General features: G+C 40.5%; 10 protein-coding genes. 9 read left to right on the plus strand and 1 reads right to left on the minus strand.

The features are described from left to right. Positions 1–168 precede the first annotated feature (168 nt). The 7 genes from MHH89_RS05515 (at position 169) to MHH89_RS05545 (ending at position 8300) form a co-directional block, all read left to right on the plus strand. Positions 169–1734, plus strand: a complete 1566-nt coding sequence (locus tag MHH89_RS05515) for an ABC-F family ATP-binding cassette domain-containing protein (RefSeq protein ID WP_341086516.1) — start codon at positions 169–171, stop codon at positions 1732–1734. Between the two features lie 95 nt (positions 1735–1829). Continuing rightward, entirely contained in the window at positions 1830–3119 is a 1290-nt protein-coding gene (locus MHH89_RS05520) for an amidase family protein (RefSeq protein WP_076309381.1), read from the plus strand. 169 nt (positions 3120–3288) lie between these two features. Continuing rightward, on the plus strand, positions 3289–3879 hold the full coding sequence (locus MHH89_RS05525; protein ID WP_076125840.1) for an RNA polymerase sigma factor: 591 nt from the start codon (positions 3289–3291) through the stop codon (positions 3877–3879). Next, positions 3857–5482, plus strand: coding sequence for a DUF4179 domain-containing protein (locus MHH89_RS05530; RefSeq protein WP_076306776.1), 1626 nt, complete (start codon positions 3857–3859; stop codon positions 5480–5482). The genes MHH89_RS05525 and MHH89_RS05530 overlap by 23 nt, the downstream gene beginning before the upstream one ends. Before the next feature lie 89 nt (positions 5483–5571). Then, on the plus strand, positions 5572–5799 hold the full coding sequence (locus tag MHH89_RS05535; RefSeq protein WP_076190427.1) for a hypothetical protein: 228 nt from the start codon (positions 5572–5574) through the stop codon (positions 5797–5799). A gap of 129 nt (positions 5800–5928) precedes the next feature. Further along, on the plus strand, positions 5929–7089 hold the full coding sequence (locus tag MHH89_RS05540; RefSeq protein WP_341086519.1) for an alanyl-tRNA editing protein: 1161 nt from the start codon (positions 5929–5931) through the stop codon (positions 7087–7089). 68 nt (positions 7090–7157) lie between these two features. Beyond that, the gene (locus tag MHH89_RS05545; protein WP_341086522.1) at positions 7158–8300 is read left to right on the plus strand and encodes a copper amine oxidase N-terminal domain-containing protein; all 1143 of its coding nucleotides are present in this window, start codon (positions 7158–7160) and stop codon (positions 8298–8300) included. A 74-nt stretch (positions 8301–8374) separates the two neighbouring features. On the opposite strand, the gene MHH89_RS05550 is transcribed toward MHH89_RS05545, so the two are convergent. After that, on the minus strand, positions 8375–9175 hold the full coding sequence (locus MHH89_RS05550; RefSeq protein WP_341086524.1) for a polysaccharide deacetylase family protein: 801 nt from the start codon (positions 9173–9175) through the stop codon (positions 8375–8377). Between the two features lie 330 nt (positions 9176–9505). On the opposite strand from MHH89_RS05550, the gene MHH89_RS05555 reads away from it, so the two are divergent. Together MHH89_RS05555 and MHH89_RS05560 are read left to right on the plus strand one after the other, a co-directional pair. Next, a complete protein-coding gene (locus tag MHH89_RS05555; protein WP_339190963.1) occupies positions 9506–11047 on the plus strand; it encodes an ABC transporter ATP-binding protein in 1542 nt (513 codons plus the stop codon). Then, positions 11040–12803, plus strand: coding sequence for an ATP-binding cassette domain-containing protein (locus MHH89_RS05560; protein ID WP_076280689.1), 1764 nt, complete (start codon positions 11040–11042; stop codon positions 12801–12803). The genes MHH89_RS05555 and MHH89_RS05560 overlap by 8 nt, the downstream gene beginning before the upstream one ends. The last annotated feature ends 25 nt before the right edge of the window (positions 12804–12828 follow it).

Here is a 12828-nt window from a genome sequence, read left to right on the forward strand (position 1 = left end):
CAATTTTCGTCTACAGCCTTTTGTGTTTATAATGTTCAGTTTCCAAACTGACAATTATCTATTTGTGCCGTCTATTCGTGCACTAATAAGCAGAAGGCTTGCGCCCAAGGGCGCGGTGTCTTCTGCTTTTTTTGTGCTTAAAAACAATTATAGAAAAGAGGAAAGCAAATGAGTTTACTTGAGGTTTCTAATGTATCACATGCTTTTGGAGATAAAGTGCTGTATAAACAGGTTTTTTTGGAAGTCTACAAAGGGGAGCATGTAGGTGTAGTGGGTCAGAATGGAACAGGGAAAAGCACATTGATTGGTATTCTGACGGGCGAGGTGATTCCTGATGGTGGAACGATTAAATGGCAGCCCAATATCAAAATAGGTCATCTTGATCAATACGCGGTTATTGATGGGTCAAGTACCGTTCAAAGTTATTTAAGGAGAGCGTTCACTGAATTATACGAAATGGAAGAAAAGATGAATGCACTTTATGCGGAATGTGCTGTTTCTGGCAATGAAGTGCTTTTGCAGAAGGCAGCAGACCTTCAGGAACGACTTGAGGCGCTCGACTATTATTCTATCGAGAGCAATATCAGTAAAGTGGTTACGGGGCTAGGATTAAATGCAATGGGGATGGACCGTCCTATTGATCAGCTTAGTGGGGGGCAGCGAACCAAAGTTATATTGGCAAAGCTGTTGCTTGAACAACCTGATGTGTTATTGCTCGACGAGCCCACCAATTATCTCGACACCACGCATATTAACTGGCTTGCTGAATATCTGATAGCGTTCGATCAAGCCTTCATTGTGGTCTCTCATAACTACACTTTTCTCGATAAAATATCAACAAGCATTTGCGATATTGAAGGGGAAACGATTAAAAAATATCATGGCAAATATGCTGATTTTTTGAGACAGAAGGAGCATTTTCGAGAAAGCCATATCCGGCAGTACCATGCACAGCAGAAAAAAATTGAAGCCACTGAGCAATATATCCGGAAAAATGGTGCTGGTGTTAATTCTAGAATTGCCCGTGGCCGTCAGAAGCAGCTGGATCGTATGGAGAGAATCGCTGCACCGACGTTTGTCACTAAAGCATCTATCCGTTTTCAAGAGCTTCCTGTTACTGCACAAGTTGCGCTTAGAGTAGACCATCTTGTGGTTGGTTACGATAGGCCGCTGCTGCCAAAATTAACATTTTCCATTCGAGGAGGACAAAAGATAGTCATAGCAGGCTTTAACGGCATCGGAAAATCAACATTGCTGAAAACATTAGTTGGTCAAATCCCCAGTGTTGACGGGGCATTCCGCTTTGCGGAACAAGTCTCTATTGGTTACTACGAGCAAGATTTAATTTGGGAAAACGATAACATGACACCTATTGAAATCGTCTCATCGTTTTATCCAAAATTGACTATTAAGGAAATACGTCGTCATCTAGCATTATGTGTTGTAAAAGATAGTCACGTTACACAGCCTATCCGTACACTCAGCGGTGGCGAACAATCCAAAGTTAAGCTATGTCTTTTATTGCTTACAGCATGCAATTTCTTAATCTTAGATGAGCCCACTAATCACTTAGACGCCGAAACAAAAGATGCTTTACAGAATGCTTTAATCCAATTTAAAGGTACAGTGATTCTGGTTTCTCATGAGGAGCAATTTTATCAAGGGTGGGTGGATCGTGTAATCAATATTGTGGATGAAAATAGAAATAGAGAACTAAAGTATAGCCATAGATAAGGTTAACTAGTAACATGAAGCTGTTCCAAATTAATACAATCGTCTTTAAATGGCTTCCTGGTTTAAGTGAATATTAAGGAGGGCTCCAATCAGACATGTACATTAATAAATCTTCGTTAGCTCAGTTTGCTCAGGGCAATAAGACCTCAGATGTGACCATGGATAGATATCTAACGCAGTATTTAGATCTTTACAATAAAGTAGAACCACACGTGCGTGCTTTTGTGCCAGAGGAGAACCGAGCAGATAGAATAAAAAATGAAGTGGCTAGGGTAAGAGAGAAGTATTCGGAATTTCCTAACCCATCGCTATATGGAATACCTGTTGGAATCAAAGACTTAATTCACTTAGACGGGTTGCCTACCCGTGCAGGGTCGAACCTTCCCCCACAAGCATTGACGAAGTCTGAGGGCAGTTTTATTCAAAAGCTTCGGCAAAAAGGGGTTTGGTTCACCGGCAAAACAGTGACGGAGGAATTTGCTTATGCCGGACCTATCACAACCCGCAATCCTCATCAGCTAAATCATACGCCTGGCGGCTCTAGTGCAGGCTCTGCTGCTGCGGTTGCCGCGGGTATCTGTCCATTTGCGATAGGTACACAAACCTTGCGTTCTGTTATGGCACCTGCTTCATTTTGCGGAGTGGTCGGCTTTAAACCTAGTTATGCGCGTATCCCTATAGATGGTGTCCAATTGATGTCGCCATCTTTTGATACGTTTGGATTTTTCACTCAGGATATGGAGGGTATGGACTTTCTCGCCGCGGAGCTAGTAACAGAATGGAAACCATTTAATGAAGCTCGTAAACCTGTGCTAGGGATACCCGAAGGTGTATACATGACATTATTGGAGGATGACACCAAGATAACCTTTCAGAAGCAGCTTAAGAAGCTTGAGGAAGCAGGGTTCAGCATAAAAACAGTTGCGATGCCGTGGGAAGATAGCTTTATCTACGGAGATGCCATGGTGCGGTTTGTTCACGGAGAAATGGCGCAAGTCCATCATTCACTATTTGATATTTATAAAGATCTTTATGAGGATACCGTACGGCAGGCTATTTTATCTGGACGAACCATCACTGAGGAAGAACTGGAAGGATATCGTAGCGGACAAATCAAGCTCAGAAATGATCTATTAGATGTGCAGAAGTCACAGGGGATTGATTTGTGGGTTTCGCCAGCTCAGGCAGGAACAGCTCCGCTGTGGGGTTCACGAACCGGATGGACCGGAATGACGGCCATTTGGTCATATGCTGGAGCGCCTGCGGTGAGTATTCCAGCTGCCTCTATAAATAACATGCCATTAGGATTTCAATGTATCGGGGCATATGGTAGGGATGAAGAGTTAATTTATTGGAGTAAAGTGGTTTCTTTAGCGCTTCAGTGATTCTATGGCTTTAGAAATGGATCAATTGTTGTATTTTGTTCTAAAACGTAATCGGTAGATTACACAGTAGGTCTTCGTTTTATTTGAAGATCTACTTTTTTTTGTATAAAGTGAGAGTTTTTTTAATAGGGATCGTCTATATAGTATCGTGCTTCAAGGAGGCTTCAAGGTGAAGGGACATGTACCGAAAGTTGAAAAAGAGGATGAGAGGCTATGGATCCAAAATGTTCTCGATGGACATAAAGAAGACTATTCGTATCTTGTAAATCGATATAAGAATAAAATTTATGGGCTTTTGCGAGGAATGGGAGCCAATCATCAAGATGCACAAGACATAACGCAGGAGACGTTTATTAAAGCTTACCGTAAGCTGGCCTCACATGATTTGGATAAGAATTTTGCGGCGTGGCTATATGCTATCGCGACTAATTTACTGAAGGATTTGTGGAAAAAAGACCGACCGACAGCGAGTTTGCCGGACGACAATGCCGAACATTCTCTTTCGGATAATCCAGAAGAAGAATTAATGCGATCGGAGCATCGCACAGAGCTGCTTCACCTGATGCAGAAGCTCCCGTCTAATTATCGTACGGCTTTACTGCTTCGTTATACCAATGATTTAAGCTATGAAGAAATGTGTATGGTTCTAGATGTTCCATTAAGCAAGATTCAAAATGATTTATACCGGGCTAAACAGCGTTTGAAGCAGCTAATTACACTCCAGGAGGTGAAGACCGATGAGGTGCTTAAATTCCTATGAGATCGAAGAATATATTTTAAGCAAATCTATCTTACGAGATCAAGCCGTAGCTGAACATATGGCAACTTGTACGCATTGTAATATGATCTACGAAGCAGAGCTTGAGGAACAAGCTGAATGGTCGCAGGCTATGTATGAAGAGCGCTTACCAGATTCATTTACTGCTCAAGTAATGGCTTCTTTGGAACAAGTAGAGCTTGAGGAATTTACTCCAACACAAAGGAATCGCAAGCATCCGAAGCGCAATAAGTTGCTGAGATTATTTATGGGTGCGGCGTTGTTACTGGTTGTGCTAAGTGCCGTGATCTTATATTCCGTTCCTACACTGGCAGAGACTTTACGTTCTCTTTTTGTAAAAAACAACATGGACATTGGCCTTCTACGAGCACAAGAATTTGGGTTGGTAGAGCATCCTAATATTAAGGTGAAGGATAAGGGCTACACAATCAAAATAGATGAAGCAGTGGCAGATCCTACACGGGTAATTGTTGCGTTACAGTTGTTTGGACCAGATGGAAAGCATGATAAAAAGCGGTTGGCCCTTAATGATGGGAACAGTATTGCGATTAAGGATGATCAAGGGAAGGTTGTTGGGGAGTTATACGATATAGGATTTACCAGTGACTTTTACTATTTGATCGCTAATTTCACTGAACCTCTGCAAACTGATCGAATTACGGTCGAAGGTCATATTACTGAATTGGGAAGTGAACGCAAGAACATCCCTACTCTTAAAGGCGATTGGAATTTCAATTTTTCTATGGATATGACAGAAGCGAATAAACAAACAACCTCCATGCCACTAACGGGTAGCTACACCTCCCCGGACGGTTTAACTGTGACCTTGAAAAAATTAACTCATATGGTGCAAGGTGTTCGTTTTGAGTTTGATACGCAATTGAGTGAAGAGGCATTGACCCGTTCTCCTGGCGAACTATGGAAGCAACAGGGCTTGAAATTCCATTTTGAGGATACAGCAGGCGAAGAGATTCACAGTGTTAATGCTAGAAAGTTTCCTAATAAGAATAGCGTGATGTCCTACTCTAACCTTCCCGGGGCAACAAAGGGACTTATGCACTGGAGCTATACGTTTAAATATTTACCTCAGGATACGCCTTATACTTTCGTATTGGATGGATATTTCATCCCAGAGAAGGATGGTTCTAGTGTGCAATTTGAGCCTGCCAAGTTGAAAGAACAGCCGATTCCCTTTGCATTTGACGGGGATGAACTGATGTTAAATGATTTTACAGTGGAGTCATCTCCCGATAACAATGTATCAGCGAAGGAAGGTGTATTACATTTTAGAGGAAGATTGAGAAATGAGTTTTTAAATAGTGAATGGATATTTAAGACACTAGATGGCAAGGAGTACAAACTCACTGAACAAGGAGCTTTTACTACTAAAGGGGTAGGATGGAAAGATGGTTATATTGAATTTATCGAGTCTCAGTCAAATAATCAAAAGAAATATTTCCAATTCCGTGCCGATGGCCTTACACAAATTCCCGAGCAGCTTCAATTAGTGCGCACGATAAACAATCGAATGTATTCTAATGTAGACTGGTCCGTTCCTATCATGGAAGCTAGCAAAAAAGAGTAAATATAGTTATTTGGTTTCCGGATTGTACAAGCAAATAAGGGGGAATAAGCATCTCATATACTATCACAATCGAAAAGAGGTGGTAGTTTATGACTGCTGCAGAGAAGAGAAAAATTCAAAGAGCTTTGAACGCATTGCGTAAGCAAAGAGTGGTTCTGAAAGAAAGTCTTAAAAGAATTGAAGCCATTCTTTGCAGGTTGCCTATTGGCAGTCGTGAAAGATTTGAATTGTTAGCAGTAAGAGACTCAATAGTAGAAGCGCTTCGACTAAATGCAATTGCCATTAGAAATTTAAAAGATGCTACTTGTTCTTGTTAATTACCCTAATACCAGTTCTACGCAGTTTTTGCGTGGAGCTGGTTTTTTTGAAATAATAAGATTCACACTATCCGTTATGATACTATAAACTTAATATGTCGATAACGTAAAAAAGAGAGGAAACCATTTATGACCAACAAACTATACTACAATTCTACATACCTGACTGATTGGCCAACCCGTGTGACTGAAACCATAGAACGAGAAGATGGGCTTTATGTTCTTTTAGAGGAGACGGCTTTTTATCCGCATGGTGGTGGACAACCCTGTGATCTTGGAGCTATTCAGGGAATCCCTGTGCTTGATGTAATCAGTGAGGAAGAGCTTGTACTGCATAAGCTGGAACGTTTACCTAATGAGGAATCGGTAACTTGTCAGATCGATTGGAATAGAAGATTTGACCATATGCAGCAGCATAGTGGCCAGCATTTGCTCTCAGCGGTTTGTCTAGAAAAACATAACTTTATGACCTTAAGCTTTCATTTAGGTGAGGACTATTGCACTATTGATATAGAAGTGCCAGAACTGTCTGCTGATCAACTGTACTCCATAGAGAGAGAAGTTAATCGGCAGATTTACTTAAATCACAATATTCTCAGCTATTTCGTAACAGGGGAAGAGGCTGCACAGCTTAAATTGGTTAAACAGCCAAAAGTGACAGAGAACATCCGGATTGTTGAGATCAAAGATGTTGAATACAACGCTTGTGGGGGGACACATGTGTCCTCAACGGGTGAAATTGGGATAATTAAGCTTTTGAAAGCTGAGAAAATAAAAGCGAACACGCGGATTTATTTTAAATGTGGATATCGTGCTTTAGAGGAATTAAATACTAGTCAGCAAATCCTTGGAACACTGTCTTCCAAATTCAACACAGGCAAAGATGAGATTATTGATCGAATTGAAAAATGGGAAAATGAACAAAAGCTGCTGCAAGCTGAAATTTACCTGCTTAAAGAAAAAAATGACGACTATGTTGTGCAAGAGCTTTTAAATGAGCAAGCGGGAAAGATGATCGCACAAGTATTTGAGGGTAAATCTCTAAAAGATCTAAAGAGCTTAGCAAATAAGCTGACTTCGAAATGTGATCTTCCTGTATTATTAGCTACTTCTGCGGAGAATAAGGTTGTTTTTGCGCAGAATGGGAGCACGGAGATTTCCTGTGGAGCTTTTTTCAAAGCTCATCTAGGCAGCTATAAAGGTAAAGGCGGGGGCAGCGATAAACTGGCGCAAGCAGGATTCCCAACTTGGGAGGATGCTTTGGCATTTTATGAGTTTGCTAGAGGGTGAGAAGAAACTTTTTCCATTATCTTCCGTCTAATTACATATGATTATAATGTCGAAGGAGACGGATAGATATGAATAAATGGAAGGTAACGCTAGGGATCTTTGCTGTTTTGATTTTAAGTACTGGATATGGATCGGTATCTGCGCAAGCAGACAAGCAAATTCAATTTAACTATAAAGAAATTGGAATCAGCAGTAAACAAGTGATCGCGGAGAGTACAACTTTTGTACCCTTGAAATCACTCGCAGATGCTATGGGTTATACGTTATTGTGGGATCAAAAATCCAAAATGGCCAAGCTGGTACGTCCAGAGCGTGAAATCATCTTCACCGCGGGTGCTGCAACGTCAAAAGTGAACGGGGCAGCGATGGCATTAACAAAATCTCCTCGTATCATAAAAGGTTCGTTGTACTTGCCATTGGTCTCTGCAGTCAGTGTACTCGGGGGTAAAACCGCGCTTAATAAAACGGATGGGGTTATCCAAATCGTAGATGAACCTAGATTTGTTGCTGCTTCTGTAGAAGGTAGATCCTATTGGATATCTCAAAAAAACGCTAATTTATATTACCGGGCTACGGCAGCTGGGAAACCAGTAATTATTGGCCAACTACCCCTTAAGGAGTCAGCTTACAATCATGGATTTGAGATTAAAAAACTTGGAAATGGCACGGACTTACTCCAGTTAACGGACAATCACTATGCAATGTTTAATGATTTCAGCAACAGCTATCAGGTATTAGTTCAAGCAGGTACAATAATTAAGCAAATGGATTATCATTATATGATTTCTGCTTATCCACATGCGCCTCAAGTACCTTCCACTCAGGTGTATATGACCGATGGGAAGAATGTTCAGTATATTACTAAGGATGGCGGTTTGGGCAAGTTGTTTGAGATGGAGAAATTAACCGGGGCAACCGGTGATTTCATAGTGGAGTACGCCGCGGAGGATGTGGCACTTGTTCGCTTATTAGATACAACACAATTATATATTGTCTACAGCAGTACAGGAGAAATCGTCAATCTCAGTGAAGAACTGATTACTAGTGAGGATCGTAAAGAATGGGATAAAGTAAATGATGGCAGAGATCAATACATTCTGAGCAGAATGTTAGGGATGAAAAGCCGTAAGGGGAATGTGCTGACATTCACCTATACGCCAATCCTTGAGGAAAAAGCAAAAACAGTGACATATACACTTCTAGCGAAATAATTCGGAATCACATCAATATAATTAGTACAAAAAAGGAGCGATGTTGAACATCGCTCTTTTTTATGTATTTATGATTATTTCGTTGTCATCATACTTCCACCCTTAATCTGAACGGGTTGATCATTAATAGATACCCAAACATCTATGGCAGAATTGTTGCGGATAATCGTTTTGTCGGCACTTAATTTCAGTGAATACAGGGCAGTGACATAATCATAAATCTCAATATTAGTAGCGTACCAAATATCTGAATGTCCACCTGCTTGTTGGCAAAAAGTTTCGATTAACTCCCAATTGTTCTGCTGTGCGAACTCATAGCTATGGCCCCAAACATAACAGAGTCTTAGTTTCTGGGAGGGTCCTTCCATGGTGAATCGCTCCCAAACCTGATGCAGATCTTCAATATGGTGGCAGGTTGGATGCCATTCCATGAAATTAAGAGGCATATCAAACTGTTTGGTAGAGTGAACAGTGCGGCTGTATTCAATGCCAACGGACTGAAGTGGTGCAATTATCTCCTGAGAGTATGTACCGTAGGGGTAGGACATGCCTCGCACTGGATAATCCACCAGCTTTTCCAATCGTTTACGGTCTTCGAACAACTCTTCAATTACCATCGGTAAAGGAAGACGCTCTAGATGTGGGTGAGTAACGGAATGGGCGGACACTTCATGATTCCTGAGCGAATGCTTAACATCAGCGGGCGATAAGAACCCAGGTGCATTGATCATTGCACTATTTAAATGGAAGGTCCCTTTAATTCCATATTGATCAAAAATACCAGCCAAGCGGATATCGTGTTTCTGGCCGTCATCATAGCTCATAGTGAGCGCCTTTGATAATCCGTCTGGGAATAAGTTGAATTGAAGTTTCATGAATTCACACTCCTATAATTTGGTGAGCTTGAAAGTACTTCTTCCAATTATAAACAATTAACGTTATAATCAGATTCCACGTTTGAAAAGGAAAGAGTTTTCAGTGAAAAATATACACTTAAGGAGAGATGCTATCTGCCTGACTTTCTCTACGTTGTAAAGCTACTCTATGTAAAAGACAAAAGAAACTCACTTTTATATTTTATCACTAACCTGCTGAGCCCACCAATTCTATTTGCAGAGCTGTTCATAACGAAATATGTGGTTGACCTTATTCAGAACTTCACGACTAACGCCTACCTACATATCTTACTATTGGTAAGTTCACTGATGTTAATTTTATATCTGGCTGGCATCAATGGTTCTCTTCGAGCCATTTCTGTAACCAATTTAACGGCAACCAGTATTTATGAACTGGAACATAGTATTTTGGCTAAGACCTCTAAATTATCGACGGCTTTATTGGAAGATCCCGCAACAAAAACGATTAGAGAAAAAGCAAAACGGCTTTCCCTGATCGATTTGTTAGATCAATGGACCGGGGTGACAATCCACTTTATAACATTGATCGCACTAATCGTAGTCCTATCCTGTTATGGCTTTTATATCCTGGCAATGTTCATTTTAGTAGTACAAATTCTGCAGCTTTACCTCATCAGATGGATGTCTCGGAAAGTAGAGGCCATTTCAGCGAATCAAACCTCCTCTGTACGAATGATTAATTATATCGTTGATTTGCTGGTTAGTAGAAATACCCTCCCGGAAGTAAGAATGTACGGAATGTCCTCCTACTTGGTTACCACAATGAAAGAGCTCTTTAATGGAAATTTCAAACAAATGCACCGAAAAGTTATTTTATCTGAGACCTTAAGCTTCTCCCAAAGTATAATTATGACTTTATTAAACGGGCTTACGATTGCTATTTTAGCAATTACGCTTGGAGGTAGCGGGCAGAGCGCCGGACTTTTCGTATTATTACTTCAGATATCTAGTCAATTATTTATTGTCATTCCTGCACTAACAAGGATGTATTCTGATCTGACCAAAAGTCGCGTGCGCTTCAATGAGTATAGTGCGTATTTGGAACTTGAAGAGCAAGTTCAAAGAGATCCGGAAGATTCCATAAGGAATACCGATGCGATGCAGATCACAATTCAGCAGTTGAATTATCGTTATGCAACCAATGCACAGGACACGCTTAAAAATATAAACATGACCCTCAAACCTGGTGAACGAGTTGCTTTTGTAGGTGAGAATGGTTCAGGAAAATCCACGCTCATCAAGCTGATAGCAGGGTTATACCATCCAACAGCGGGAAACATCCAATGGTTTAATGGAGAGCAGGAAGTTCTGGCTCATAACGTCACAAAGGGTGTGAGAGTTGTATTTCAGGATTTCACTAAATTACATAGACCAATTCGAGAAAACATAGCCATGGGGAATATTGCTGCCATGTATGACGATTCAAGATTATTAGCTGCGATGAGAAAAGCAGAAGCCGATTCTTATGGTGTTGCGTTGGACACTTTAGTAGGTCCACAGTTTGGGGGGATCGATCTGTCTGGTGGACAATGGCAAAGACTTGCGATTGCACGTGCTTACCTCAACAACGGCTCGCTTACGATTTTTGATGAACCTACTGCAGCCCTTGATCCTTACGCGGAACAGCAGGCGTTTGAAACCTTTATGAAATTAGGAGAGCAGCAGACCTCCATTATTGTGACACATCGGCTATATATGTCCAAATTTGTTGATAGAATTTTTCTGTTTGAGCATGGAGAAATCGTTGAAAGTGGAACACATGAAGAATTAATGATATTGGATGGTAAGTACAGGGGAATGTTTAACCGCCAGTCCTCTTTATATGGCTGAGAAAGGAGAGATTCTGCTGAGAAGAGACCTTAAGAATATTTTAACGATACTGGCACGGATGATTGGAAAAAGTCCAGTAATCTCAACAATAACGATCATAGTTCCTATAATCAGTGGATTATTAACTTTTTACTCGTATTCTGTTCAAGTTCATATCATTAATGCAGTAGCTGCTGGTGCGATAACCTTTATTCCGATTCTATGGTTTGTTTTAATTCATGGAGTACAAGCCTGTTCATTGAGTATAACCAACATAATGAAAAGTCGAATGAATGCGGAACTAACTCTCGCTTTCCAATCCGAGCTGATAGATATTGCAAACCAAGTTGACTTTGAGGATTTTGATGATGAAGAGTTTGGGAACAAGCTGCAAAGAGCTAAAACAATAGTTGGAGAAGATTTAGAGGGAATTACTGGTTTTTTGCTGTCCAGTGTAGGGAATGTCTCAGGACTTATAAGTATCATCTGGTTATCGGCTACAAGTGGATATTTTTTTGTCACACTGGTGGTGGGTTTAATGATCGTATCTACTTTATCTTTTCGAATGTTTACAGAGATTAAAGTTAGAAGAACAGGGCGAGAGCTTACTTTTGACGGAAGAATGGGAGATTATCTAGCTGTAACTTTGGAAGATCCTAATGCGATTAGGGAAATGCGAATCTATAACTCTATCTCCTATTTTACGGATCTCTGGGCAAAGCTTATGAAAAAGCAGCATGATAAAAGGTATAGTGCCAGGAAATTCGAGATCAAAACAGGGATGATTGTGGCTATGGTTCAGACGAGTGCTATTTTTATCGTATTGGTCTATCTGTTAAGTAAAATGGGGGAGTCAAATACAGTTACTGTGGGGACAATCTCAGTGTTATTTCTGGCTTTGTTAACCTGTGGTGGTAAAATCATGAGTTTGACCTGGCCGCTAAGCAAGCTTTACATCAGCAGCAGTAAATTATATGACTTAAATGAAGTGCTTACCTATAAAAATAGAGATTTCCGAAAAAATAATATCAATAACAGCTCTGAAGCTATGCTTCCTATTACCGTTTCAAATGTCTATTTTAAATACGCCAAATCCAGTAAGTATGTTTTATCTAACATCAATATGGTCATAAAGCCCGGTGAGAAAATAGCCATCGTTGGAGAAAATGGAGCAGGAAAGTCTACCTTGATCAAATTGTTATTAGGGCAGTACACTGCTAGTTCTGGATCTATTTACTGGAAAGACAGTCCAGAACCTCAAGGTAAAGTATCCGTCGTGTACCAGCATTCTATTAAATTCGAAATGACACTAAGAGAAAACATCCTGTTGGGTGATGCCAAATCTTCGCCGGACGATGTGAAAATACTAAGTATTCTGGAAAAATGTGAGCTGATGGATTTGTTTTACGAATTAGGGGGACTAGATGTAAGGTTAGGTCAAATGCTTGAAGGAAGCAGGCAGCTATCAGGCGGACAGTGGCAAAAGCTGGCGATAGCGCGTGCGTTATATAATGATGCGGATCTTATAGTGTTTGACGAACCTACTTCTGCGATTGATCCGAATGCTGAGATGCAGATCTATACACAATTATTAGATATCTGCCAAGATAAAGCTGCGATCTTCATTTCACATAGACTGGGCTGGGCGAAAAATGTTGATACGATCTATGTTATTGATAATGGAAGTATAGCTGAAGTGGGGCAGCATCAAGACTTAATAAATAATAAAGGGATTTATGCAGATATGTACGCTTTACAATCATCTTGGTATAACTAAAAATGCTTAGCATAGTAGTTTTTAC

It is taken from the genome of Paenibacillus sp. FSL H7-0323, from assembly GCF_038002725.1.
Taxonomy (GTDB): Bacteria; Bacillota; Bacilli; order Paenibacillales; family Paenibacillaceae; genus Paenibacillus_AQ; species Paenibacillus_AQ odorifer.

Bases quoted from the DNA above. Each gene is read 5' to 3' on its own strand.
- MHH89_RS05515 (WP_341086516.1), top strand. From the start codon at position 169: ATGAGTTTACTTGAGGTTTCTAATGTATCACATGCTTTTGGAGATAAA.
- MHH89_RS05520 (WP_076309381.1), top strand. From the start codon at position 1,830: ATGTACATTAATAAATCTTCGTTAGCTCAGTTTGCTCAGGGCAATAAG.
- MHH89_RS05530 (WP_076306776.1), top strand. From the start codon at position 3,857: ATGAGGTGCTTAAATTCCTATGAGATCGAAGAATATATTTTAAGCAAA.
- MHH89_RS05535 (WP_076190427.1), top strand. From the start codon at position 5,572: ATGACTGCTGCAGAGAAGAGAAAAATTCAAAGAGCTTTGAACGCATTG.
- MHH89_RS05540 (WP_341086519.1), top strand. From the start codon at position 5,929: ATGACCAACAAACTATACTACAATTCTACATACCTGACTGATTGGCCA.
- MHH89_RS05545 (WP_341086522.1), top strand. From the start codon at position 7,158: ATGAATAAATGGAAGGTAACGCTAGGGATCTTTGCTGTTTTGATTTTA.
- MHH89_RS05550 (WP_341086524.1), bottom strand. From the start codon at position 9,175: ATGAAACTTCAATTCAACTTATTCCCAGACGGATTATCAAAGGCGCTC.
- MHH89_RS05555 (WP_339190963.1), top strand. From the start codon at position 9,506: ATGTTAATTTTATATCTGGCTGGCATCAATGGTTCTCTTCGAGCCATT.
- MHH89_RS05560 (WP_076280689.1), top strand. From the start codon at position 11,040: ATGGCTGAGAAAGGAGAGATTCTGCTGAGAAGAGACCTTAAGAATATT.